Here is a 25,149-nt window from a genome sequence, read left to right on the forward strand (position 1 = left end):
ACTCACACTAATTTACCTCTCTCGCCGCCCTTGTCAGCAGCCGCTGATAAAACAAGCCGATGCCGATGAGCACCGCGCCGAGGCCGATGAAGGACAGCGCCCGCAACACGCCTTCCAGTTCGGACATGTCGAAAATGAAGACTTTGAGCACGGCGACCGAGATCAGCGCCGCCGACGCTATGCGCAGCACCTGCGACTTCAGCCAGACACCGGCGGTGAGCAGCACCACGCCGATGACCAGCCACAGTGCCGAATAAGTATAGGTCTCGAGCTGGCCGAGACCGCTCCACAGCCCGATGAACTCGCCCTTGAACAAGCGCCTGACCGACAGCGTGGCATAGGCGAAGGCGAGCACCGCCGCCATAACCGCCAGCATGGCCGCATACCATTTCGGCCGCTTGTCGCGGGTATAGAGCGCCAGTGCGCCTGTCGCGACCGCCGGCAAGAGGTAGGCGAGCAACAGAAGGTTGAACACCGGAATGCTGCCGGTCGATTCGTCCGTCAGCAAGGGGTTCAGCGCCAGAAAATGCTGGAGGACGATGAAGGCGACCGAGACCACGCCCGCTGCAATCGAGCCGTAGCGCAGCACCGAACTTGGCGAGCGCATGTCGATGGCGACCAGGATGGCACCGGCACCGATGGCGATCAGCGTGTAGATCGCCTGTTCGGCAAGCGTCGCAGCAGCCGTATCGATGACGCCGCCATGCATGGCATGGCGCACCAGCATGGCGACGGTGAGCAGGCCAAACAGCGCGGCGCCGGCCTCCATGGCGAGGCGCGGCCGGCCATTGGTGGTTCGGGCAAGCTGCCAGGCGGCAAAACCGAAGGCGAGCGCCGGCACGCCATATCCAAGCAGCAGCCAGTTGAACACCGGCGTCTTCGACAGGAACTCGGCACCGACGATGGTCGGGTCGAAGGCGGCACGGCCGAGCACTGCAATCACCGCACCAACGGAAATCCAGCCAAGCACCGGATAGCTACGCCAGCGCGTCGCCAGCGCCGGCACGGCGGCGGCTGCTCCGAGCAGGATGGTTGTCCAGCCGGAACCAAAGGCCATGTGCAGCATCAGCAGGCCGGCAATCGCCGCCCCGCCGAGCGCAAAGGAGACGGCAGCGCCGCCGGTTAGCGGCGGCGCTTCGCCGCGCGCTATCCACTCGCCGCCGGCGACGGAGACTCCGACCAAAACGGCTGCGACCGCCGCATAAGCAAGGTCTCGGTCGAGATTGCCGAAGGTAGACCAGAGCGCCAGCAGGATGATCAGTGGCGCGACAGCGCTCCAGGCCGCCCATGCGGCGGCGCGCAGCCAGCCAGAGGCCGCAAAACGGCGCGCCGCCCAAAAGCCGGCGCCGATGAAGACCAGGCCGAGAGCGATGCCGACCCTGAGCACCAAGGCATCGGACGCCACGACCGGCATGCCGTCGACGCCGAGAGCGCCACCCGAAAAATCTGAAGCGATCGTGGTCGGCGGAATGATGCCGAGATAGACCAGTACAGTCGCCAGCCCGGCGGCGTGCAGCAGTGCAAGCGCCCGCGGCCGGTAGAGCGCCACCGCCACCAGGGCTGCGACAAGGGCGGCCCCCGGCAATGCACCGCGGATGGCGACGAAGGCCGGATCGACAAACAGGGCCAGCGCCGAAAGGCCGACGAAGAAGCCCGGCGCGATCGACGGCCAGTCGAAGCCGCTGCCGGCGACCGCTTCGTCGCGGCGGCCAAGCCAGACGAAGGCGAGCGCGGCCAGTGTCGCCCCGTCGATAAAGAGGATGACGGCAAGGTTCGCCCCCGGCGCGTCGGTCATATAGAAGATGGTCCAGATGCCCGTGGCGACGAAGGCTGCGGCCGTCAAAAGCCTCCAGTCGCGGATGCGGGCAATGACGCAGGTGGCGGCGAGCACGATCGCCAGATAGCCGAACAGCGCCCACGGATTGGGAGCCTGCGAGGCGACCAGCAGCGGCGTCACCATGGCACCGAGCAGGCCGACGCCGGCCAGCGCCTGACCGTGGACCAGGCTTGCCGCGATCGTCGCCACCCCGATGGCGCCGAGCAGCGTGAAAGCGAGCGTCGGGCCGATGAAGCCGTAAATGCTGTACGCGGCGTAGACGGTACCGAACAGGATGAAAGCGCCGGCCGCCGTCAGGATCGCCGGGATATAGGCACCGGCAGCACCTTGCACCGGCACCCTGAAGCCGGTGCGCCGGATGAACTCGCCGCCGGCGACCAGCACCAGCCCGAGTGCCGCCGCCATGACAAGCCGCACGCGTGGCCCGAAAATGCCGGCCTCGATGGTGTAGCGGATCAGAAACAAGCCACCCAGCGCCAGCGCGATGCCGCCGACCCAGACCGCCCAGCGGGTACCGAGCGCCGTTTCGACGTCGGACTGGCGAGCTGCCTTCGCCGCTGCCGCCGGTTGCGCCGACTCCGGCGCGGACGGCGCCGTTGTATCGGCATCGGCCTCTGTAGCTGACACGACCGCTGCGGTCCGTGGCGATACGGCCATGTCGGCTGCGGCCGCAAGCGGGATTGCGGCATCCGCCGGTTTGCTGTCGTTTGCAGCCGGTTCCTTGGCTTGCGGCGGCAGCGCAGGCGTGCCCGAAAGCACAAGGCTGCGCAAGGCGCCAAGCTCGCGCTCGATCAGGCTGATGCGGCTCTGCTGGCGTGAAATGATGACGAACAGCACGATGATGGCGACGAGGCCAATCAGGCTTTCAAACATGGCGGTTCCCCCAAACCAGGCCAGTTGTCACTGACATTCAATGTTCAGTGACATTCAAATGCGGCGGCCAAACGGCCGGTCCATTCAACGTGCCGCCAGATTGGCCGGAAAGATCGAGCATGTTTCGGTGCCGAAAGCCAGCAGCTTGCCGTTGGCGTCCTTCAGCGCCGCTTCCGAAACCGTCAGCGTGCGGCCCTTGTGCACCACTTTGCCCTCGCACACCACCTCGCCCGTCCTTGGCGTGATCGGCCGCGTCAAATTCACTTTGAACTCGGCCGTCGCATAGGCCTCGCCCACCTGCGAAATGGTGCCAAGGCCGAGCGGCGAAACGTTTTCGGGATCAGGTTCAACTTCGCTCATCTGGTGGTTTCCCCGGTGGCGGCTTCCCCGGCGCTTGCCTTGCCGGATTCATGGCCGGGTGAATGATGCCTGCGCAAGGCGGCGAGAAACCCGGCGCGGGCGCCGGGAGGCTCGATGCCGCGCGGTTCGTAGACATGGCGGGTCAAAAAGAAGCCGGTCAGCCGGAAGGCGTCCTCGATCGCCGCCGGATCGGCGCGCAGCCCGGAGCCGCGCTGCAGGAAGGCAGGCAGCGCCAGCATCTTGTCGCGCCACGGCGCGCCCGCCGCCCGCGACACGGCGCGGCCGGATTTCGGCGAGACGTAGGCAAGGTCCTGCCTGGTGCCGGTCGCCGCACACTGGCTGAGATCGAGGCCGAAACCGAGTTCGTCGAGTACCAGCAGCTCGAAGCGGGCCACTAGCTCGCCGGCGGCATCGGCATCGTCGAGATGGGCGATCATCACCGCAAGCGTCTCATAGAGACCGCGATGGGCGTCGCGCTCGGGCAGAAGACGCAAATGCGCGGCCATCGTCTGCAGGCCGTAGACGGCAACGGCGCTGTCCATCAGCCGGGCGGCGTTCATTTCGATGGCCTCGGCCTGGAAAGTGCCGAGATGCTCGTCGAGCCGCGCACGCCACAACAGGTCGACGCGATTGCCCGGCTGCAAGACCGGCTGCTGCTTGCGCGAACGGCCGCCGCGCACGAGGCCGAGATGGCGGCCATGCGCGCGTGTCATCACCTCGAGAATGGCGCTGGTTTCGCCATGCTTGCGGGTGCCGAGAATGATTCCCTCGTCGCGCCATTCCATGACGAGAGCTTGTCACCGGTTGGATGGCGAAATCAAGATGAGCGACTTATCCGCCGCAAACCAAAACGGCCCGTAGCGTATCGCTACGGGCCGTTTTTGCGAGATCGTCGTTTGATCAGAACGAGCGCTGGAAGCGGAAGATGCCGCCGATTGCGTCGGCATCGTCGGCATCGAAATTGTCGTAATAATCGACTTCGGCGGTGATCGTGTAACCAGGAACGATGGTGTAGGCGACGTTGGCCGCAACGGCGAAGTCTTGGTCGTCGGTATAGGAGACCTGGGCGTTCAAAGAGGTCTTCTTGTTGACGGCATAGCTGCCGCCGCCCCAGACGGCAAAGTTGCCAGTCCACGGCTTGTAGAAGTTCTTCGCGACGTTGTCGTCGCTGCCGTAGCCCGCCATCACGAACAGGGTCAGGTCAGTAATCGGCTTGACGTCGAGGCGAGCTTTGCCGGCCCATTCTTCCGACGTGCTGTTATAGGCGCCGACCGCGGTGATCGCACCCCAGTCGCCCTTGTATTTCACGCCGCCGACGACAAACGGAACGTAGCTGTCGATCGACTGGTCAGCGCCGGAGCCCGTTTCGACCGAGGCGACTGCCGTAAAGCCATTACCGCCGTCGAAATAGTAACTGATCAGGTTGGTGTCCTTGGTGCCGTAAGGAATGATAGTGTCCTGGACGACGTTGCCGGCGTAACCGATGAACGAATCATAGACAGTTTCATCCTTACCGACGCGGAAACCTCCAAGCTGGATCCAGGCGAAGTTCAGGGTAACTGCCTTGTTGTCCTGCACGCTGAAATCAACACCGCTCACGGTGTGTTTGGTGTTGCCGAAGTTGAAACGGGTCTCGGTATAGGTCTTCAACGTGCCGAGCTCGGTCTCCTGGCCGGTCCACGTCTTCAGATTGAAGCGGGCATTCTTGTTCCAGGTCTGCTGCTCGTCACCGTCCATAAGGTCGTGTGTCGTTGCGCCATCGAAAACGCGGCCGGCGTCGCCGAAGCTGGCGTCATAGCGGACATAGCCGCCGATGCGCAGGCAGATTTCGGTGCCGGGGACGTAGTAGTAGCCAGCGCCGTAGACGTCGCAGATCTTGACGTATTCGGCGGGTTCCGGCTCGGCGACCACAACAGCGTCGGCGGCGCGCGCACCGGAGACCGCGACGAATGCCGCGGCTGAGCCGAGAAGAAGGCTCTTGATATTCATTTTCTGACCTCTCCAGTCAAAGTTAAAAATGGCTTTGGATTCATGGGTTGAACGGCTGAACGCCTCACCCACGTCGAAAAAGGCGCGCACCGCACCCCCTCTTCAGGCGGCGAACATACTCATCCGCATTCCAGTCTCAATGACGATTCCAAAAATAATCAATGTTTGTATAACAGAATAAATTCATGTTGCACAAATATCACTTTATATTTTCTTCACAATTTGCCCCCGGCACAAACGACACACTGTCACAATTGTACAAAAATATACTTATGCCATTAGCCGGCAAACCGATACGAGTCCGACATACATTCCTTCTACGTGTTCTTTTTTTGGAATAGACTTCTAACGTTGGCAGCGAGATCAAGGCGACTTCGCCATCGCTGCGTTCTGTGCGGCAAGAACGACTTCTGCCACCAGATCCCGTTTGAGCATTTCAATGGGAATACGTCCGGCGAGGCCGGGCGCGGGGCCGATCAGCCACGACCAGGCATGCCGTGGATCGGGCATCGCGGATAACACTTCCTTGATACCCGGCGCCGGCCTGCCGTCGATGAACTGGGCCAGGGGAAATACATGTTTGCGGCCACCGGTGCGCAACGCAACGACGGTGCCGCTCCGCTGCCAGCGATGCAGGGTCGAGCGCGATATGCCGAGATTTTGCTGCAGGAACGTCGACCCGGCGACCCGACCGGCCCAGTCCTCGAGCCTCATCGAGTCGAGGTCGCCCGTTCCGGCCAGGTGTTGGATGTCTGCCCCTTGGCCTTCGTGCGCCGTCGACAGATGCGTCCGGGCACGGCGTTCCGCAGCTTCGGCTGCCAATATCCGCACGAAACGCGACGCCATGCCGGGTAATCTTTCCTGCATGGTGTCGATCGCACTGATGTCGGTCGGCGCAAGCAAAGCGACGGCGGCGGCAACGGCGCCGGCGACCCTGCCCGCTGCAACGACCGCATCGCTGTTCGTAACCTTGCCTTGCCGCGCCAGCACGCGCTCGATCTCAACAGCGACGGCGTTTGCAAACTCGATCTGACGGATGGGGTCGATGCGATTCCAAGTCCTGGTCATGTCCTAATCTGGCTGCTTGCCCGCCTGTTCCGGTTTGCTCGGAAGCGGGTCTTCGCACGCCTATAGGCAGGGTGTATGACGGAGAGACGACAAACGGTAACCATGCTCGATCGCAGTATCGGCAGGAGTTCCAGCCGGTCAGCTGGCCTGTTTTGCATGAAGTATCGGAAATTTCTCAGAAACCGCTCAGGATTTCCCGTCGCGCCGGTACCCCCAAGGAACGGGTCGGCCCGACATGGCCGGCGCATGGCCTCCCGGAATGATTCGGCCGGCTGTTCAATATGCAAGTCGACCAATCGGGCAGCCCGGCGACCGCTCAGAATCCTGAGGCGGCCAACAGGCCGCTCTGCGGATCGCCCAAACAGGCTCAGTGCGGAAATTCGAGCCCCATTTCACGGTAGCGCTCGGGATCGTCGCCCCAGTTCTCGCGCACCTTGACGAACAGGAAGAGGTGCACCTTCTGCTCGAGTATGCCTGCGATTTCCATGCGCGCGGCCTGGCCGATGGCGCGGATCGTCTCGCCCTTATGGCCGAGCACGATCTTCTTCTGGCTGTCACGCTCGACATAGATTGTCTGGTCGATGCGCACCGAGCCGTCCTTCTTCTCTTCCCATTTCTCGGTCTCGATGTGGGAGGAATAAGGCAGTTCCTGATGCAGCCTGAGATAGAGCTTTTCGCGGGTGATCTCGGCCGCGAGCTGGCGCATCGGCAGGTCGGAGATCTGGTCCTCCGGATAGTACCAGGGGCCGGCCGGCAAGGTCTCGGCGAGATAGTCGAGCAGGTCCTTGCAGCCGGACCCGGTCAGCGCCGAAACCATGAAGGTGCGCTTGAACGGCACCCTTTCGTTGGCTGCCGCCGACAATGCCAGCAACGTCTCGTGCTTGACCCGATCGACCTTGTTGAGGATCAACACCATCGGCTGCCGGACATCCTTCAGCCGCTCGAGGATGGCGTCGGCATCGCCCCGGATGCCGCGCTCGGCATCGATCAAGAGCAGCACGATATCGGCGTCCTTGGCACCGCCCCACGCTGTGGTCACCATCGCGGTGTCCAGCCGGCGCTTCGGCTTGAATATGCCCGGCGTGTCGACGAAGACGATCTGCGCGTTGTTGTGGGTGGCAATGCCGCGCACGATGGCGCGCGTGGTCTGCACCTTGTGCGTCACGATCGACACCTTGGCGCCGACCAATTGGTTGACCAGCGTCGATTTCCCCGCATTGGGCGCGCCGATCAGCGCGACGAAGCCGGAGCGGGTAGCGGGAGCTTCTGTTGCCGGAGCTTCGGTGGCGGTCATGCGGCACTCCCTTGATCGAGCCAGACGCCTTCCCGCTGCAGAAGTGCCGCGGCTGCAGCCTGCTCCGCCTCGCGCTTGGAGCGCCCGCTGCCGGTCGCCGGCGGATAGGCGCCGACCTTGACACTGACGGTGAACAGCGGATCGTGGTCCGGTCCCTCGCGGCTGTCGATTATGTAAACCGGCACTGCGCCTGCCGCCTGATGCGCCCATTCCTGGAGTTCGGTTTTCGCATCGCGACGGGCGGCGTCAATGGCTTGCGAGCGCGGCTGCCAGTATCTGTGGATGAAGGCACGGGCCGCTTCCAACCCTCCGTCGAGATAGAGCACGGCGATCAGCGATTCCAATGCATCGGCGCGCAGATTGACGCGCTTGCGCCCGTCGAGGCCGCGTACGTCCGAACCGGCGCGAATAAGTTCCGGCAGGCCGATCTCCTCGGCAATTTCCGCCAGGGCTTCAGCGTTGACCAGAGCGTTCAATCTCAGCGACAGCTCACCCTCGGCGGCGTCGGGAAATGCCGCCAGCAGCATATCGGCAACGACAAGGCCGAGAACGCGGTCGCCCAGGAATTCGAAACGTTCGTAGTCGATGCCGGCGTGACTGCCGCGAGCGCTGGCATGGGTCAGCGCCCGCTGCAGGCGCTGATGGTCGCCAAAACTGTGGCCGGTGCGCTCCCTGAGCGCCTCGGCGAGCGCATCGGCGGTCAGCCGTTTCGTCGCCGCCATGGCCCTAATTGACGAAATCGAACAGGCGCGAGGCGCGCATCAGTGACGGCCATTTCCAGATTTCGAGCGGGCTGGCGCTGCCGCCGATCGAGAAGAAAATGAGGTTGGCGCGGCCGACCAAATTCTCGTCCGGCACGAAGCCGACGGTGAAGCGGCTGTCCGACGAGTTGTCGCGATTGTCGCCCATCATGAAATAGTGACCGGGCGGCACCTTGAACTCTTTGGTATTGTCGCCGATCGAAGCCTGCGTCAGGTCGAGCGTGTCGTAGCTGACGCCGTTCGGCAGCGTCTCGCGATAGACATCGACCGGCCCGTTCTCCTCGGTGATGTCGCGGTTGTCGATCTGCCCGACCTTGACGCGCGGCACGCCCACGTCGTTGATGAAGAGCTGGCCATCCTTGACCTGGATCTTGTCGCCCGGCAGGCCGACGACGCGCTTGATATAATCGACAGAAGGATCCGGCGGAAACTTGAACACCACCACGTCGCCGCGCTTCGGCTCTGAGCCCCAGATGCGGCCCGAAAAGATGTTCGGCCCGAACGGCAGTGAATAGCGGGAGAAGCCGTAGGACCACTTGGTGACGAAGAGATAGTCGCCTTCGAGCAAAGTCGGCCGCATCGACCCGGACGGGATCGAGAACGGCTGGAACAGGAGCGTGCGGATGACCAGCGCAAGCAGCAGGGCCTGGACTATGACGCTGACGGTTTCGCCAAGTCCGCCGGATTTCTTCTGGGTTTTTTCAGCCACGCTCATGTCGTCCTCGATTGTGCGTTGGATGGTATAGAGTCTCGGCGCGCGCTGGGCAACGTCATGCCGGTGGTCAGATGCAATCAATGTGGCGCTTCTTCGACCGGCAACGCTTCAATGATCACAAAGGCTTGAGCGAGCGGAAAATCATCGGTGATGGTGAGGTGGAGCACCGCGCGGTGCCCTTCAGGCAGAATTTCGTCCAGCCGCGCTGCCGCCCCATTGGTCAGCGCCATGGTCGGCTTGCCGCTGGCCAGGTTGACGACCCCCATGTCGCGCCAGAACACACCCTGCGCCAGACCGGTACCCAATGCCTTGGCGCAGGCTTCCTTGGCAGCGAAACGCTTGGCGTAGGAGGCCGCACGCGCCGCGCGGTTTTCGGAGCGCGCCTGTTCGATCTCGGTGTAGATGCGCTGGATGAAGCGTTGGCCATGGCGTTCCAGCGACTTCTCGATGCGTCTGATGTCGATGAGGTCGCTGCCGATACCGATAATCATTCGGCAGGAACTTCCGGCCCGGTTTTTCCAGCCTTTGCCGCTCTTTCGGCCAGCCGCTTGCGGCGCTGCTCGTGGAAGGTGACCATGCCCCAGCGGGTGATGCCATAAAACAGCAGGCCGAAAACCAGGCCGAGCGGTATTGCGCCGATCGTCATCGGCTTCAGCACCGGTCCCCACAATTGCGCAAAGGAAAGATTATGCAGCATGTCGCCGAGATGCGCGGGCGGGCCATGCGCCGGCAGGTGTTCATGCAGGATCAGCTTGCCGACCTCCCAGGAGGCGGCCCATAGCAGCGGAAAGGTCAGGGGGTTGCCGAAGACCGTGCCGAGTGCTGCCGCGACCAGATTGCCGGCGATCAGCCAGCACAGGATGGCAGCAATGATGAAGTGAAAGCCAAGCGGGAAAAACGACGCGAATACGCCCGCCGCAACACCGGCGGCCACGGCATGCGGCGTGGCCCTAAGCCGCAGGATGCGTTTGGAGAAATACCGCAGCGAGCGCGAGAACGAGCGGCGCGGCCACAAATAAGTACGCACCCGCTCGAAAAAACCATCAGGCTTGCGCCGTCGAAAAAGCACTCTGTTCCTGTTCCTAGTTCCATCGATGGCTTCACGCCGGCCTTTCCAGCCAGGCGCGACAGCCTATGCTGCGCTCTGCGGTCGCCGAAAAGCAACTACGACTTTGATATAGCGATGCGCTGGCCGAAGAACAACGAGGCCGAGGGCATCCGCTCGGTGGCCGGTCGCGCCAGCCTTGGGTATCGCCGTTCTGAACAGGGCATGATCGCGGCGAATTTAAGGAGCGTCACTTAGGATCGATATTCGCTGACCTCGACGAGGTTGCCGTCCGGATCGCGGAAATAGACCGACATCATCGCGCCCCGGGCGCCGACACGCTCGACCGGGCCGACCTCTATCACCACACCATTGGCGGCGAGGTTGGCACATATCTCGGCGAGCGGCCGGGCAGCAATCAAGCAGAAATCTCCGGAGCCCGGCGTCGGCGCCTTGGCCTTCGGCTCGAAGGTACGCCCGACCTCATGCACATTGATCTTCTGCGTTCCAAACAGCAGCGCCGTTGGTCGGTCCGGCTCGTCGAGGCGCTTGAAGCCAAGCACCCGCTGATAGAAGGCGCAGGTATCGTCCACCGAACGAACTGTCAGCACGAAATGATCGATGCCGGCAATCACGGAAGCGCCTCAGTCATATATTGCGGCTGCCCGGCTTGATCGCCGGTATGGCGGCGAGCTCGGGCGGCAGCCTGTCGGCCGGATAGGCCGGAACTTCATATTCGGCGAGCGCGATCAGCGGCACGCCGACATCGGTCTTGCCGGCCGAGCGGTCGATGATGCATGCGGCGGCAACGACTTCGGCGCCAAGGCCGCGCAGGCAGTCGATGGTCTCGCGGATCGACAGGCCGGTGGTGACGATGTCCTCGACAATGACGACGCGCGATCCCTTGGCGATCTCGAAGCGGCGCAGCCTGAATTCGCCCCCTTCCCGCTCGACCCAGATCGCCGGCGCACCAAGATGGCGCGAGGTCTCATAGGCCGGGATCAGCCCGCCGATCGCCGGGCCGACGACGTAGTCGATCCTGCCGGGCACGCCAGTGCGGATCTTTTCGGCGAGCGCCTTGCACAAGCGCTCGGTCTTGTCGGCATGCATGAAAACGCGCGCCTTCTGCAGGAAGACCGGGCTGCGCAGGCCCGACGTCAGGATGAAATGCCCTTCGAGAACGGCGCCGGCCTCGCGGAAAATGCCCAGCACTTCATCGGTGTTCATCGTTCACTCCATGTCCATGGTGAATGGTGAATGGTAGTAGGGCAGTGAGAGCACCCTCTTTCACTATTCACTATTCACTATTCACTATTCACTATTCACTATTCACTATTCACTATTCGCTATTCACCCATTCACGCGCCTTGCATCGCTGACGCTCGAATTGTCCTTTAGCTGCGACAGCAGCCGGTTCAAGTGCTTGAGGTCCCACACTTCAAGATCGATCAGCATTTCGGTGAAATCGGGCGCGGTGCGCACCATCGACAGAGTGTGGATGTTGGCGTCGTTGGATGCGACGACCTGTGCAATGTCGGCCAGCGAACCCGGCGCGTTGATGGCGGTGACCGAGACGCGCGCCGGGAACCGCTCCTTGGTGCGCTCGTCAATATCCCAGCGCACGTCGATCCAGCGCTCGGGCTGGTCGTCAAAGGCCTGCAGCGCCGGCGACTGGATCGGATAGATGGTGATACCGGTTCCCGGCTGCACGATGCCGACGATGCGATCGCCTGGCACTGCCCCCTCCGGCGCGAAGCGCACCGGCAGATCGCCGCGCACGCCGCGGATCGGCACCGCATCGTCTCGCGGCTGGTTCTTGTCCTTGCGTGCGGCGCGGCCCGGAATCTGGAACAGCATGCCGGCGGCGTTGCGGATCTTCGACCAGCCCTCCTCGCGCTGCTTGGGCGCGACCAGCGTGACACGCTCGTCCTTGTAGTCGGGAAACACCGCCTTCATGACATCGGTGGAGGCAAGTTCGCCTCGGCCGACCGCGGCCAGTACATCCTCGATGTCCTTGCGCGCCAGCCGGTGCAGCACCGGCTTCAGGCTTTCTTTGGTGAAGGTCTTGCCAGAGCGTTCGAAGGCGCGCTCCAGAATGCGGATACCGAGACCCGAATATTGCTTGCGAATGGCGTTCTTGGTGGCGCGGCGGATGGCCGAGCGTGCCTTGCCGGTAACGACCACCGATTCCCACGCCGCCGGCGGGACCTGCGCCTTCGAGCGGATGATCTCGACCTCGTCGCCGTTCTTCAGCTCCGTCATCAGCGGCATGATGCGGCCATTGACCTTGGCGCCGACGCAAGTGTCGCCGACGTCGGTGTGGACGGCATAGGCAAAGTCGATCGGCGTGGCGCCGCGCGGCAGCGCGATCAGCATGCCCTTCGGCGTGAAGCAGAATACCTGGTCCTGAAACAGTTCCAGCTTGGTGTTTTCGAGGAAGTCCTCGGGATTGTCGCCTTCGGCAAGCTGCTCGATGGTGCGCCGCAGCCAGGCATAGGCATTGGTTTCCTTCGAGATCGCATGGGCGGCACCATTCATCTTGCCACCGGTATCCTTATAGATCGAATGAGCCGCGACGCCGTATTCGGCGATCTTGTTCATTTGATAGGTGCGGATCTGCAATTCGACGCGCTGGCGCGACGGGCCGACGATGGTGGTGTGGATCGAGCGGTAGTCGTTCTGCTTCGGCGTCGAGATGTAATCCTTGAAGCGGCCGGGCACCATCGACCAGGTGGTGTGGATGGCGCCGAGCGCGCGGTAACAGTCCTCGACCGTCTCGACAACGACGCGGAAGCCGAAAATGTCGGACAGCTGCTCGAACGACAGCGCCTTGGCCTCCATCTTGCGGAATACCGACCACGGCTTCTTCTGCCGGCTCTTGACCTCGGCCTTGATCGAATATTTGTCGAACAGCGTGGAGAGCGCCTTCTCGATCTCCGACAGCACGCCCTTGTTGCGCTCGAAGATTTCGGCCAGCCGTGCGGTGACGGCGCGGTAGGCTTCCGGATTGATGAAGCGGAAGGCAATCTCCTCCAGCTCCTCGCGCATGCCTTGCATGCCCATGCGACCAGCCAGCGGCGCGTAGATGTCCATCGTCTCTTCGGCGATGCGCAGGCGCTTGGCTTCCGGCACATGGTCGAGCGTGCGCATATTGTGCAGGCGGTCGGCGAGCTTGACCAGAAGCACGCGCACGTCTTCCGAGATCGCCAGCAACAGCTTGCGCAGGTTCTCCGCCTGCTCGGCCTTCTTCGAGACGAGGTCGAGCTTCTTCAGCTTGGTCAGGCCCTCGACCAGCTTGCCCATTTCCGGGCCGAACAATTCGTCGATCTCGGCCCTGGTCGCCGTGGTGTCCTCGATCGTGTCGTGCAGCAAGGCAACGGCGATCGTCGCCTCGTCCATGTGCATTTCGGTGAGGATGGCGGCGACTTCGAGCGGATGCGAGAAATACGGGTCGCCGGAGGCGCGTTTCTGGTGGCCATGCTTCTGCATGGCGTAAACATAGGCCTTGTTGAGCAGCGCCTCGTTGACGTCAGGCTTGTAGCGCTGCACGCGCTCGACAAGCTCATACTGACGCATCATGGCCGGGATCTCGCAATGCTGAAATGAATCATGCGCCGCACTGGCGTACGGCGCATGTCATAGATAGCCACGAAACTGCCGACGCGAAAGTGTCGGCAGTTGTCGCTAAGATCAATAATCGTCGCTTTTTTCCGGCGGCACCAGGCCTTCGATGCCGGCCAACAGGTCTTCTTCGGTCATGCGATCGAAGGTGACGTTGTCCTCGGCGTCGTCGGCATCGGTGGCTGCAACGGCGCTGCCGGTCTGGTCGGCAATCGCCTCGCCATCGGCTTCCGGCTCATCGACCTCGACATGCTTCTGCAGCGAATGGATGAGATCTTCCTTGAGGTCGTCCGGCGACAGCGTCTCTTCGGCGATTTCGCGGAGCGCAACGACCGGGTTCTTGTCGTTGTCGCGCGGTACGGTGATCTGCGCGCCCTGGCTGATCTGACGGGCGCGGTGGCCGGCCAAGAGCACCAGCTCGAAGCGGTTGTCGACCTTGTCGATGCAATCTTCAACGGTTACGCGGGCCATGAGTTGCCCCTTTCATGCCTGGATTTGATGGAAAACAGGCGCGGTCCATAACCTGAACGCTGCCAAAATACAAGCTTTTATGGCGGTGCGCAGCTCTGACGCGGGCCGCCTGCGACGACACAGCGCCGATCACAATTGCTTGCGGTGCGGCATGGTGCCTTGGATTGCCGTAAAACTGGCGTTATCTCGAACGATGAAGGCCAACAGGTCTATTATCAGACCGGCCGATAGTCGCCACGCATTTAGACGACCGCTTATTTCGAAAAAGGACATTTTCCATGTTCGATCCTCGTGAAAAAATCGCTCTCTTTATCGACGGTGCCAATCTCTACGCCACCTCGCGCGCGCTGGGCTTTGACATCGATTACCGCAAACTTCTGGCGAGCTTCCAGAAACGCGGCTATCTGCTGCGCGCTTATTACTACACCGCGCTGGTCGAGGATCAGGAATACTCCTCGATACGGCCGCTGATCGACTGGCTCGACTATAACGGCTTCAAGGTGGTGACCAAACCGGCCAAGGAATTCACCGACTCGACCGGCCGGCGCAAGATTAAGGGCAATATGGATATCGAGCTGACCGTCGATGCGCTCGAGCTTGCCGATGTCGTCGACCATTATGTCATCTTTTCGGGCGACGGCGATTTCCGCACGCTGGTCGAGGCGCTGCAGCGGCGCGGGCGCAAGGTGTCGATCGTCTCGACCATGGCTTCGCAGCCGCCGATGATCTCCGACGATCTGCGCCGCCAGGCCGACCATTTCATCGACTTGATGACGCTTAAGAATGAAGTCGGCCGCGATCCGTCGGAGCGGCCGGTGCGCCGGCCCGAACCGGCCGAAGTCGACGAGGAAGACTATTGACGGTCGTTGCCTTGACCGCGCCCCTGGTCGTCTCCCCCGAACCCGATCGCGATTGCCCGCTCTGCCCGCGGTTGCACGACTTCATCGCCGAGTGGCGACGGCGCGAGCCGTCCTGGTTCAACGCGCCGGTGCCGACCTTTTTGCCGCCGGAAGGCGAGGATGCAGTGCGTCTGCTGATCGTCGGGCTGGCGCCTGGACTGCGCGGGGCGAACCGGACGGGGCGCCCCTTCACCGGCGATTTTGCCGGCGACCTGCTCTACAACACGCTGATCGCGCACGGCTTTGCGCGCGGCGAATTCAAAGCGCGACCGGATGACGGGCTGGAGCTTGTCGGTACGGCGATTACCAATGCGGTGCGCTGCGTGCCGCCGGACAACAAGCCGGTTGGCGCCGAGATAGCGACCTGCCGGACGTTCCTGGTGCCGACGATCGCGCGATTTCCAAATCTGCGCGCTGTGCTGGCGCTTGGCTCGATCGCGCACCAGTCGACCGTGCGGGCGCTCGGCCAACGCGTTGCAGCCTATCCGTTCCGGCATGGTGGGCAGCAGCAGGCCAATGGCATCACGCTGTTTTCCAGCTATCATTGCTCGCGCTACAACACCAATACCGGCGTGTTGACGGAAGCGATGTTCGTCAACGTCTTCAGTCAGATAGAAGCTTTTCTGAAGACATAGAGTCGGGCGACGCCCGCCAGGGCACGAGCCCTAGATTCGGGCGATCGCGAACAACCAGGCCGGGAGATCCAGCAACCACAGAAACAGTGCAAGCTGCAGCGCGACGCGCAGGCGTTGGATGATCCGCCAATTGCTGGCCATGTCGGATTTGATGCGCAGCGCAAGCGCTCGGTGCATCCCGTCCAGGGTTGCGGGAGGGTGCTGATCGACGAAGTCCTGGAGCAGCTTCTCTGGATCGAAACGGAACGTATAGTTATAATACGGCCACACCATAATCGCGACCAGCAGCCCGATAAGAAAAAGCAATGTCAGCGCCAGCCAGTCCCAAGGCCCCACGCCATCCAGGAGCGCCCTGCCTCCGAGGAGAGAACTCGCGAACGCGGTTGCGAAGATCAGATTGCCGGCGCGCGTATTGAGACTTTCAACCACGCCCTGCTGGTGCTGGAGGCCACGCACCGCCTCCGCATAGACAAATGCCAGGCGGGGGTCGCCGCCGTCCGTCGCAGCAGGCGGGGCGTTGCTGTCATTGGTTGATGAAGGGCGCTCCGGCATCAAATGTACTTAGCACGGCGCCGCCTGCGATATGAATAGCCACATGGGGAACGCTTCGTCGCTCTGTCTTCGGGCCATCGAGGGTGTTTTGGTGGACAGGAATAGCGTCAATCCGACGCCGTCGCTTCAGGCGCTGCGGCAAACAATGCGGCCAGCGTCGCAGGTCCGCCCTGGAGAACATTCAGGTCGACGTCGCCGCTGATGCCGTCGACGCGGCCCCGGTTGTGATACTGCCAGTAGATCCAGTTGTCATGGCCCGGCCGCAGCGCCAGCGAACGCAGCCAGCGCGGGCGGCTGGCTAGCTGCCCGGCATAGGCTTGCGCCGCCTCGTCGGTCACATAGAGGATCGCCGTCTTGCCGAACGCCGCCTCGACCGGGCCGAGGAAGGCGGAGAGTTCGGCGCTCAGCTGTTCGGGAGTTGGCCGCTGCGGGCAATTGCCGCCGAACTCGATGTCTACCACCGGCGGCAGCAAAGGCTGATCGTGCGGCACCACCGAGATGAAGTTGCGTGCCTGATCGGCACCCGGTCTGCAGAAGGTGAAGAAATGATAGGCACCGACGGCAAGACCGGCGGCGCGGGCCGCGCGCAAATTGGCGGCGAAGGCATCGTCGACATGATCGCCGCCTTCCGTCGCCTTGATCACGGCGAAGGCGACATCGTCGGCGGCAACACGCCGCCAGTCGATCTGCCGCTGATGATGGGAGACGTCGATGCCCCTGACCGGATATTTGCCGCGATCCGGAGAAAACGTCTGGAAGTAGGTATAGCCGCCGGCCAGAACGAGGCCCGCCACGAGCAGACCGGCCGCGCCCCATAAGACGATCCGGTTTTTCAAACGAGACCTATCCCTTTTGGTCCGCCCTGCCCGCCGCTATGGCTCCGGGCGTTCGTCGCTCGAAAAGCCAAATCGCTGGCTTTTTTTCCGCTTCGCGGACCGCCCCTCACCCTCGCTCTTTCAGCAGCCGGCCCTTCTCGCGCGACCAGTCGCGCTGCTTTTCGGTCTCGCGCTTGTCGTGCAGCTTCTTGCCGCGGCCAACGGCGAGCAGCAGCTTGGCACGGCCTTGGTCGTTGAAGTAGATCTTCAGCGGCACCAGCGTCATGCCTTCGCGGTCGACGCTTTGCGCCAGCTTGGCCATCTCGCGCTTGTTGAGCAGCAGTTTGCGGCGGCGGCGCGGCTCATGGTTGAAGCGGTTGGCCTGCAGATACTCCGGCAAATAGGAGTTGATCAGCCAGATCTCGCCGCCCTCGACCGAGGCGTAGCTGTCCTGGATATTGGCCTGGCCCTGGCGCAGCGATTTCACTTCCGTACCGGTCAGCACCAGGCCGGCCTCGATCGTGTCGAGCACCTCATAGGAAAACCGCGCCTTGCGGTTTTCCGCAACGGTCTTGTTGTTGGGATCGGCTTTTCTGACTTGATTCATGATGCGGAGAGGTGGCGCCTCGTCCCTAGTTTATCAAGCCGGCGTGCTTCATCGCCGCGTCGATCTTCTCGGCGGTCGACGGCTCGACCGTCATTAGCGGCGAGCGCAGCACGTTCTCGACCTTGCCCAGCTTCGACAGCGCATATTTCGCGCCGGAAACGCCGGGCTCCATGAAAATCGCCTTGTGCAGCGGCAACAGACGGTCCTGCAGGTCGAGCGCCTTGGCGCAGTCACCGGAAAGCGTTGCCTCCTGGAATTCAGCGCAAAGCCTGGGCGCGACATTTGCCGTCACCGAGATGCAACCGACGCCGCCATGCGCGTTGAAGCCGAGCGCCGAGGCGTCTTCGCCGGAGAGCTGGATGAAATCCTTGCCACAGGTGGCGCGCTGCTCCGAAACCCGCTCGACCTTGCCGGTGGCATCCTTGACGCCGACGATGTTCTTGAAGTCATGCACCAACTGGCCCATCGTCTCGGGGCTCATGTCGACCACCGAGCGCGGCGGAATGTTGTAGATGATGATCGGCAGGCTGGTTGCCTTGGCGACGGCGGCGAAATGCGCATAGAGGCCGCGCTGCGTCGGTCTGTTGTAATAGGGCGTGACGACAAGGGCCGCGTCGGCGCCCGCCTTCTCGGCATACTGGACCAGGCCGACTGCCTCATCGGTGTTGTTGGAGCCGGCGCCGGCGACGACCGGAACCCGGCCTTTGGCGACCTCGATGCAAACCTTGACGACTTGGCGGTGCTCGTCATGCGACAGCGTCGGCGACTCGCCGGTGGTGCCGACCGGGACCACGCCCGTCGTGCCTTCGGCGATCTGCCAGGCGATGAACGCGCGAAAGGCTTTCTCGTCGAAACGGCCGCTCTTTTCGAACGGTGTGACGAGCGCGGTCAGCGAGCCTCTTAGCATGTCGTCCAACTCCTTGGGACTAGCGCATGACCCCGAAAATCGCAGTCGATTTCGGAAAGGATCATGCGCCAAATTTAAATTGCTACAGCGTCCCTTGCGCGTCTGAGAAGACGCGCGGCGCTGTAGGTGTTTGTCGTGCGCGCCTTCTAGCCGAAAGCGAAGCGGCGCACCATAGTCTCGACATTGTTGCGCGGCAAGCATTGCGCCAGCAATTGCAATTCGAACGACCTCGATAAGGTTTTCTTTACGGGCCCTTCATCACATACGAATAGACTGCAGTTCATCTGTGCCCGTGGTAGCATCGAAGAATAGGAAATGACCAAATCCATGCCGACCAGGCGGCTTCATCTTTTCGCGCTTCTCGGCGCGATCGTTGTGCTGATCCCCGGCGCGGCGATCGGCGGCAGCGTCGATGGGCAGGTCACGTCGGCGATCCCGATGACGGAGCCGCAGAACGATGCACTGCAGCAGTCCCCTTCGCCATCCGCCAGCGTCGCGGCGCTGAAGAGCGGTCTCGATGCGCTGGCGGCAAACGACATTCAGCGCGCGCGCCAAGTGCGCGAAACGCTGCCGGCCAAATCGCTCGATCGGCACATCCTTGCCTGGGCGATTGCGCTCTATGGCGGCGACCAGGTGCCGAGCGGCGAAATCGCCGATGCCGCGAAGATGCTGCCGAACTGGCCGGGCACGATGGCCTTGCGCAAGAACAGCGAGCGCGCGCTCTATCGCGAGAACCCCGCGCCACAGGTCGTGGTGCGGGCGTTCGACGGCAGCCAGCCGCTGACCTTCGAGGGCGTGGTGATCCTTGCCCGCTCCTATGTAGCGCTGGGCGATACGAAGGCGGCGCGCTCGGTGCTGTCGCCATTCTGGCGCACCGAAAAGCTCGAAGCCACGGACGAGGCGGCGGTCATCCGCGAGTTCGGCGCGCTGATCCCGGCCGCCGACCATCGCTTCCGCATGGAGCGCATGTTTTATGCCGATCGGGTCGCTTCGGCGCTGCGCGTCGCCGGTCTCGCCGGCGCCCAGCAATTGGCCGATGCCTGGGCGGCAGTCACCAAAGGCGACAAGAACGCGGCCAAGCTGCTGAAGGCGGTGCCGGCAGCGCAGCGGGCGGCCGGCTATCTGTTTGCCGAAGCCGAATATCTGCGCAAGCAACAGAAATTTTCCGATGCCGCCGCGCTGGTGCTGAAGGCGCCGGGCGACCGCGACGCGCTGGTCGATCCGGACGCCTGGTGGGTCGAACGCCGGGTGCTGTCGCGCGAGCTGGTCGACCAGGGCGACATGAAGACCGCCTACAGAATAGTCGCCGCGCATGCCGCCGAAAGTCCCGCCAATGCTGCCGAGGCGGAATTCCATGCAGGCTGGTACGCGCTGCGCGGCCTCAACGACCCGAGCACCGCCGCCAAGCATTTTGCGCAAATCGCGGAGCTCGCCCAAGGGCCGATGTCGCTGTCGCGCGCCTATTACTGGCTCGGCCGTGCCGCCGAGGTCGGCGGTCCCGGCAGTGCCAAGGATTATTTCAGCCGCGCCGCCAGCTACGGCACGACCTTTTACGGCCAGCTCGCCGGCGAGCGTGTCGGCCAGCGGACCCTCAATATCGTCTACCCGCAGCCAAGTGCCGCCGACCGCCGGAATTTTGCCACCCGCGAGGCTGTCAGCGCCATCGAGCGGCTGCAGCAGGCTGGCTATGACCGCTATGCCGAAACCCTCTACCGCGACCTTGCCGGGCAGTTGAGCAGCCCCGGCGAACTGGCGCTGCTTGCGATGCTGGCGGAAAGACAAGGCAACCATTTCATGGCGCTGAAGGTCGGCAAGATCGCCGGCGCACGTGGCATCGACGTCGGCGCGCTGTCGCATCCGCTCGGCGTCATTCCCGACACCGCCAACATTTCCGGCTCGGGCAAGGCGCTGGCCTATGCGATTGCCCGCCAGGAAAGCGAGTTCAACATCGGCGCCGTCTCCAGCGCCGGCGCGCGAGGACTGCTGCAGCTGATGCCAGGCACGGCCAAGCAATTGGCGAAGAAGGCCGGCATGACATTTTCTCAGGCCCGGCTGACCACCGATGCCGGCTACAATGCGACGCTGGGCGCTGCCTTTCTCGGCGAGCAGCTCGGCCGCTTCGACGGCTCCTACGTGCTGACCTTCGCCGGCTACAATGCCGGTCCCGCCCGCGCCGCCCAGTGGGTGGCGAAATACGGCGACCCGCACGGCAAGGACGTCGATGCAGTCGTCGACTGGATCGAGCGGATTCCCTATACGGAAACAAGAAGTTACGTTCAGCGCGTGATGGAGAATTACGAGGTCTACAAGATGCGTATCTCCGGCAAGTACGATATTGTCGGAGATCTGGTGAACGGCCGGGGTTAGCCTTTCCTTCCCCCCTTGTGGGAGAAGGTGGCCGAGCGAAGCTCGGTCGGATGAGGGTGCTCCAGCTTGGTTCCGACAGCGCTCCGTCCAACACCCCCCAACCGTCTCGGCGCTAACGCGCCGATCCACCTTCTCCCACAAGGAGAGAAGGAAGAGCCCCCGATTTGACCGCCCCTGCCCTCGCCTGTAGCAGTCGCAACGATCTGACAGCAGCACGGAATCGAGTGTACATGCCAAACGACGAAGGCTTCTCCGATTTCTTCTACGCCGCGCCGGACGGGCTGTCCCTGCACGCCCGCATCTACGGCGAAGCGAATTCCGGCCGCTGGCCAGTCGTTTGCCTGCCCGGCCTGACCCGCAATTGCCGTGACTTTCACGAATTGGCGCTTTATCTGTCGGCGCAAGCGAAGCGCAACGTCGTCGCCTTCGACTATCGCGGGCGCGGGCAGTCCGCCTACGATGCCGATATCGGCCATTACAATATCGGCATCGAGGCGGGCGATATCCTTGCCGGGCTGGCGGCGCTGAACATCGAGAAGGCAGCCTTCATTGGGACGTCGCGCGGCGGACTGATCATCCATGTGCTCGGGGCGATGCGGCCGCCAGTGCTGAAGGCCATCGTCTTCAACGACATCGGCCCGGTGATCGAGTCGCAAGGTCTCGCCCATATCCGCTCCTATCTCGACCTCGCGCCCAGGCCGAAGACGTACGCAGAGGTGGTCCGCGGCCTGCGCAGCACCCATGGCGCGGATTTTGCGGCGCTGACCGATGCGGATTGGGAGCGGATGGCATCAGCCCTCTACCGCGAGACCGAGGAGGGATTTCTGCCCGATTTCGATCCGAAACTGGTCGAGACGCTGGCGGGGCTCGATCCCAGCCGGCCGCTGGCCGATCTTTGGCCACAGTTCGACGCGCTGGCGGCCATCCCGATGCTCGTCATACGCGGCGCGAATTCGAAGCTGCTGTCCGCCGAAACGCTCGAGCAGATGCGGACGCGCCATACCGATATCGAGACGATCACCGCCGACGGCCAGGGGCATGCACCGTTTTTGGAGTCCGGGATCCTGCCGGGCAGGATCGCTGGTTTTTTCGAACGGGCGGAGCGGCGGGGTGGTGGGAAGTAAAACTCGACCGAGCGAAGTAATTCACGCGCAGGTTTTGCGTCGGTCAAAGCATTCCGACGGCCGTTGACAGTTCCGGAATTAGCGGTGAAATAATTTTATCGATGTCGGCGCTGCCCCTCATCCGCCTGCCGGCACCTTCTCCCCGTATAGCGACGGGGAGAAGGGAGGTGTCTGCAACGCTGGGGATTAGCGAAATCTTTCGCAAGGGCGCCTTTCTCCCCGTCGCTATACGGGGAGAAATGCCCGGCAGGGCAATGAGGGGCAGCGCAACCCTGAGCGGCTGGCTGATATCTCACGTCAGATCCGTCAGGATTTGGCGCTTCTCTTCGCTGGCTTTGGGGCCTTGCTTGCGGCCGGCTCGCCTTTTGGCCCTCGCCTTGCCGGAGGTGGAGCAGACAAAGCGCTTGCACCGCCGATGTCCGAGCCACCGGACCGAGGCGTTTCCAGCACGGTGACGCAGCCGTCGAGGTCGTTGGTGGCCAGATGGGCGTAGCGCATGGTCATCGACAGCGTCTGGTGACCGAGCCACATCTGTACGCGCCTGATGTCGATGCCGCCCTGGACGAGACGCGAAGCGCAAGTATGGCGCAATATATGCGGCACGACCTGATCGTCGGCGCCAAGCCCGACTTCGGCCTTAGCATCGTTCCAGATGGCACGAAACTGCGCCTGGCTGAGCTTGGTGAACGGGCCCTTGGGCCGGCGGCCCTCGGTCGCTGGCAGCTTGATCACCTCTTTTACCCGCTCGGTCATCGGAATGGTGCGGCTGCGGCCGGATTTGGTGATCCAGAAACTGACGCGGTGCTCCTGGATATCGTTCCAGATCAAACCCAGCGCTTCGCCGAGGCGGCAACCGGTGTCGACGAGAAAGACGGAAAGCCGATAAGCGTCCTCGCTGCGGCTCTTGATGGCAGCGAACAGCCGGGCCTCCTCGTCCCTTTCGAGGAAACGAATCCGTCCCGCCCGCTCCTTCTGGCGGCGGAACTCGGGCAGGCTGTGGATATCTCCCATCTTGTGAGCCTTGCGCAGCAGTTTGCTGAGGGCAGCCATCTTCCGATTGATGGTTGCGTTGCTGTTGCCGCGCTGGCGCAAGGTGCCGATAAGATTGTCGAGGGTGCTTTGGTCAAAGGCGCTGAAACGCTCCCCAAGGAGGATCTCGTCTATTTCGCCGATGAAGGAGCTGACATTGTATTTATGCCGCCCGTCATCCCAAAGTATGTCCCGGTATGCTGAAAAAAGTTCTCCGATCCTGTGCGACTTTACTTCTCGTATCTTGTTATAACTGTATTTTATCTTGGCAGTTTGAGAAGAAAACATCGAAAAATGATCAGAGGTTCCTCCCTCTTGAATCGCATCGTTCGTCATTATTCGCCACACCCCCGAGTGGATAGGCCTAGACCTACCTGCTTGGCGGTGCCCTTTCAAGAGTTTTAAGCGCTGCGGCCGATTTCATCCACCAGTGGCGGATCCCAACGACATCGTTCCACAACCCTGTTCAGCTACCGAACCCCCTTTTCCTTCTGTTTGCGACCAGTCGCGAAAACAAAAACAGCCCGGGCGTTAAAGCGCCCGGGCTGGATTTCACTTGCTTTAAGTCCAGCCCTTAGAACGAGCGCTGGAAGCGGAGGAAGCCGCCAACGGCGTTTTTCTTGTCGCCCGGGATGCCGGTCCAGTTGTATTCATAACCGGGCAGCGAGTCGCTATCGATGTGGTGGCTGTTATGAGCCCAGTCCACTTCGGCCGTGATCGTCATGCCGGGAACGATATCGTAGGCGATATTGGCCGCGACGCCAGCTTCCTTGGCTTCGTCATACGACGCCTGCAGGTTGAACGAGGTCTTCTCGTTGATGGTGTAGGTGCCACCACCCCAGACTGCCCAGTTACCGCCCCACTGCTTGTAGAAGTTGCGCGGGAGATTGTCGTCAGAGCCGTAGCCGGCCATCAGGAACAGCGACAGGTTCTGCATCGGCGTCACGTCGAGGCGAACCTTGCCGGCCCATTCTTCCAGGCTGCTGTCATAGGCAACAACACCGCTGATGGAACCCCAGCCCTGCGTGTACTTCACGCCGCCAACGATATACGGAACATAGCTGTCGACCGAGTCGTGACCGAGAGTGATGGCAGTATTGGCGCTGTTAAGGATAAAGCCTTCACCGGTTTCCAACGACGCCACGGCCGAGAAGCCGTTGCCGGCATCGAAGTAGTACTGGACGACATTGGTGTCGAAGCCGCCGTAGGGAACGATCGTATCCTGGATGACGTTGCCGGCGTAGCCGGTGAACGTGTTGAAGGCTGTTTCGTCCTTACCGACGCGAAGACCACCGAGCTGGATCCAGGCGAAATTCAGCGAAACGCCTCTGCTACCAAACCTGGAAAAGTGCTCGTCGAACCCAGGCACGGTTTGATAACCGGTTCCCCAGTTGAAGCGGGTCTCGGTGTAGGTCTTCAAGGTGCCCATCTCGGTTTCCTGGCCGGTGTAGGTCCTCAGTGTGAAGCGAGCCTGCTTGTAATAGCCGTCGTTGACGTTGTCTTCACCATCCAAGGCATCCGACAGGTCCTGGTACCTGGCGCCGTCGAACGAGCCAGCCTGGCCCACGGAGATGTCATAGCGGACATAGCCGCCGATGCGCAGGCAGATTTCGGTGCCGGGGATGTAGTAGTAGCCAGCGCCGTAGACGTCGCAGATCTTGACGTATTCAGCGGGTTCCGGCTCGGCGACGACGACGGCGTCGGCGGCGCGCGCACCGGAAACTGCGATCAGTGCCGCAGCGGAGCCGAGAAGAAGGCTCTTGATGTTCATTTTCTGACCTCCAGTCAAAAGTTAAAAAACGGGTCTGGGTATTCTTTGCTGAAGGACAGCGTTCCCTGCCCCATCCCCACTACCGAAAAAGATGCGCACCGCGCCGCTCCTTCAAACCCGACATTACCCATGAGACGGCGGCGTTCAACCACGATCGTACCGGCAAAAGGTTTGTGTTGGCGCTATACCCCAGCGTTGTTGCACAAATGACACGATTTGGCCTCACTCCGAAAGCTCCCGTTAACCAACAGCCCTTCGCAAGCCGTTGCAAACGGCGGATTCCGGCGATGGTCGGCCTGAAATGTGACCATGGCCCGAGTCGCGAACCAGGGAATTGCCGCAGAATCGCCACATCGCCGGGCGGCGCTTTGGCGAAGGGTCGATTTTTCAAGGATAATAGCGCCAGCTT

General features: G+C 62.4%; 24 protein-coding genes. 4 read left to right on the forward strand and 20 right to left on the reverse strand.

The features are described 5' to 3' along the window. Positions 1 to 7: 7 nt before the first annotated feature. The 14 genes from NKI29_RS06900 to rpoZ all read right to left on the reverse strand — a co-directional run bounded on the left by NKI29_RS06900 (position 8) and on the right by rpoZ (position 14,034). Positions 8 to 2,710, reverse strand: a complete 2,703-nt coding sequence (locus NKI29_RS06900; protein WP_352795746.1) for a DUF2339 domain-containing protein — start codon at positions 2,708 to 2,710, stop codon at positions 8 to 10. Between the two features lie 84 nt (positions 2,711 to 2,794). After that, complete coding sequence (locus NKI29_RS06905) at positions 2,795 to 3,070, reverse strand: PaaI family thioesterase (RefSeq protein WP_023677761.1); 276 nt, start codon at positions 3,068 to 3,070, stop codon at positions 2,795 to 2,797. Continuing rightward, positions 3,067 to 3,855 carry a DNA repair protein RecO gene (gene recO / locus NKI29_RS06910; protein WP_352569630.1) on the reverse strand — a complete coding sequence of 263 codons (789 nt, stop codon included), beginning with the start codon at positions 3,853 to 3,855 and terminating at the stop codon, positions 3,067 to 3,069. The genes NKI29_RS06905 and recO overlap by 4 nt, the downstream gene beginning before the upstream one ends. A 115-nt stretch (positions 3,856 to 3,970) precedes the next feature. Next, positions 3,971 to 5,059: a porin gene (locus tag NKI29_RS06915; RefSeq protein WP_352795748.1), complete on the reverse strand. Its 1,089-nt coding sequence runs from the start codon at positions 5,057 to 5,059 to the stop codon at positions 3,971 to 3,973. A gap of 363 nt (positions 5,060 to 5,422) precedes the next feature. Then, on the reverse strand, positions 5,423 to 6,127 hold the full coding sequence (locus NKI29_RS06920; RefSeq protein ID WP_352454374.1) for an antitoxin Xre/MbcA/ParS-like domain-containing protein: 705 nt from the start codon (positions 6,125 to 6,127) through the stop codon (positions 5,423 to 5,425). A gap of 367 nt (positions 6,128 to 6,494) precedes the next feature. Further along, a complete protein-coding gene (gene era, locus NKI29_RS06925) occupies positions 6,495 to 7,421 on the reverse strand; it encodes a GTPase Era (protein ID WP_023677765.1) in 927 nt (308 codons plus the stop codon). Then, on the reverse strand, positions 7,418 to 8,143 hold the full coding sequence (gene rnc, locus NKI29_RS06930) for a ribonuclease III (RefSeq protein ID WP_023677766.1): 726 nt from the start codon (positions 8,141 to 8,143) through the stop codon (positions 7,418 to 7,420). The genes era and rnc overlap by 4 nt, the downstream gene beginning before the upstream one ends. Before the next feature lie 4 nt (positions 8,144 to 8,147). Then, positions 8,148 to 8,897 carry a signal peptidase I gene (gene lepB, locus NKI29_RS06935; protein ID WP_023677767.1) on the reverse strand — a complete coding sequence of 250 codons (750 nt, stop codon included), beginning with the start codon at positions 8,895 to 8,897 and terminating at the stop codon, positions 8,148 to 8,150. A gap of 77 nt (positions 8,898 to 8,974) precedes the next feature. Then, the gene (acpS, locus tag NKI29_RS06940) at positions 8,975 to 9,388 is read right to left on the reverse strand and encodes a holo-ACP synthase (protein ID WP_023677768.1); all 414 of its coding nucleotides are present in this window, start codon (positions 9,386 to 9,388) and stop codon (positions 8,975 to 8,977) included. Further along, positions 9,385 to 9,966, reverse strand: coding sequence for a DUF2062 domain-containing protein (locus NKI29_RS06945; RefSeq protein ID WP_023677769.1), 582 nt, complete (start codon positions 9,964 to 9,966; stop codon positions 9,385 to 9,387). The genes acpS and NKI29_RS06945 overlap by 4 nt, the downstream gene beginning before the upstream one ends. 230 nt (positions 9,967 to 10,196) lie before the next feature. Then, on the reverse strand, positions 10,197 to 10,577 hold the full coding sequence (locus NKI29_RS06950; protein ID WP_023677770.1) for a VOC family protein: 381 nt from the start codon (positions 10,575 to 10,577) through the stop codon (positions 10,197 to 10,199). A gap of 13 nt (positions 10,578 to 10,590) precedes the next feature. After that, entirely contained in the window at positions 10,591 to 11,169 is a 579-nt protein-coding gene (gene pyrE, locus NKI29_RS06955; RefSeq protein WP_023677771.1) for an orotate phosphoribosyltransferase, read from the reverse strand. A 123-nt stretch (positions 11,170 to 11,292) separates the two neighbouring features. Next, entirely contained in the window at positions 11,293 to 13,521 is a 2,229-nt protein-coding gene (locus NKI29_RS06960) for a RelA/SpoT family protein (protein ID WP_023677772.1), read from the reverse strand. Positions 13,522 to 13,632: 111 nt separating this feature from the next. Next, positions 13,633 to 14,034 (reverse strand): DNA-directed RNA polymerase subunit omega, encoded by a 402-nt coding sequence (gene rpoZ / locus NKI29_RS06965; RefSeq protein WP_023677773.1) that lies wholly within the window; start codon positions 14,032 to 14,034, stop codon positions 13,633 to 13,635. Between the two features lie 278 nt (positions 14,035 to 14,312). On the opposite strand from rpoZ, the gene NKI29_RS06970 reads away from it, so the two are divergent. Continuing rightward, positions 14,313 to 14,894, forward strand: coding sequence for a LabA-like NYN domain-containing protein (locus tag NKI29_RS06970; RefSeq protein WP_023677774.1), 582 nt, complete (start codon positions 14,313 to 14,315; stop codon positions 14,892 to 14,894). Further along, positions 14,891 to 15,568, forward strand: coding sequence for a uracil-DNA glycosylase (locus NKI29_RS06975; RefSeq protein ID WP_245274739.1), 678 nt, complete (start codon positions 14,891 to 14,893; stop codon positions 15,566 to 15,568). The genes NKI29_RS06970 and NKI29_RS06975 overlap by 4 nt, the downstream gene beginning before the upstream one ends. A gap of 30 nt (positions 15,569 to 15,598) precedes the next feature. Here the strand turns inward: NKI29_RS06975 and NKI29_RS06980 are convergent, their stop codons facing one another. From NKI29_RS06980 to dapA, 4 genes are all read right to left on the reverse strand, one after another. After that, positions 15,599 to 16,120 (reverse strand): hypothetical protein, encoded by a 522-nt coding sequence (locus NKI29_RS06980; RefSeq protein ID WP_352622542.1) that lies wholly within the window; start codon positions 16,118 to 16,120, stop codon positions 15,599 to 15,601. A gap of 107 nt (positions 16,121 to 16,227) precedes the next feature. Then, a complete protein-coding gene (locus tag NKI29_RS06985) occupies positions 16,228 to 16,956 on the reverse strand; it encodes a GH25 family lysozyme (protein WP_352569836.1) in 729 nt (242 codons plus the stop codon). Positions 16,957 to 17,062: 106 nt separating this feature from the next. Beyond that, the gene (smpB, locus tag NKI29_RS06990; protein WP_023768487.1) at positions 17,063 to 17,542 is read right to left on the reverse strand and encodes an SsrA-binding protein SmpB; all 480 of its coding nucleotides are present in this window, start codon (positions 17,540 to 17,542) and stop codon (positions 17,063 to 17,065) included. A gap of 25 nt (positions 17,543 to 17,567) precedes the next feature. Further along, positions 17,568 to 18,449 carry a 4-hydroxy-tetrahydrodipicolinate synthase gene (dapA, locus tag NKI29_RS06995; RefSeq protein WP_352449009.1) on the reverse strand — a complete coding sequence of 294 codons (882 nt, stop codon included), beginning with the start codon at positions 18,447 to 18,449 and terminating at the stop codon, positions 17,568 to 17,570. 327 nt (positions 18,450 to 18,776) lie between these two features. Here dapA and NKI29_RS07000 point away from each other — a divergent pair, with 327 nt between their 5' ends. Both NKI29_RS07000 and NKI29_RS07005 read left to right on the forward strand, forming a co-directional pair. After that, positions 18,777 to 20,816 carry a lytic transglycosylase domain-containing protein gene (locus tag NKI29_RS07000; RefSeq protein ID WP_352569996.1) on the forward strand — a complete coding sequence of 680 codons (2,040 nt, stop codon included), beginning with the start codon at positions 18,777 to 18,779 and terminating at the stop codon, positions 20,814 to 20,816. 230 nt (positions 20,817 to 21,046) lie between these two features. Then, a complete protein-coding gene (locus tag NKI29_RS07005; RefSeq protein WP_352569837.1) occupies positions 21,047 to 21,940 on the forward strand; it encodes an alpha/beta fold hydrolase in 894 nt (297 codons plus the stop codon). 306 nt (positions 21,941 to 22,246) lie between these two features. On the opposite strand, the gene NKI29_RS07010 is transcribed toward NKI29_RS07005, so the two are convergent. After that, a complete protein-coding gene (locus NKI29_RS07010) occupies positions 22,247 to 23,305 on the reverse strand; it encodes a tyrosine-type recombinase/integrase (protein WP_352795750.1) in 1,059 nt (352 codons plus the stop codon). A 238-nt stretch (positions 23,306 to 23,543) separates the two neighbouring features. Then, positions 23,544 to 24,740 (reverse strand): porin, encoded by a 1,197-nt coding sequence (locus NKI29_RS07015; protein WP_352569838.1) that lies wholly within the window; start codon positions 24,738 to 24,740, stop codon positions 23,544 to 23,546. Positions 24,741 to 25,149: the final 409 nt, after the last annotated feature.

Source organism: Mesorhizobium sp. M0678, from assembly GCF_040320505.1.
Classification (GTDB): Bacteria; Pseudomonadota; Alphaproteobacteria; order Rhizobiales; family Rhizobiaceae; genus Mesorhizobium.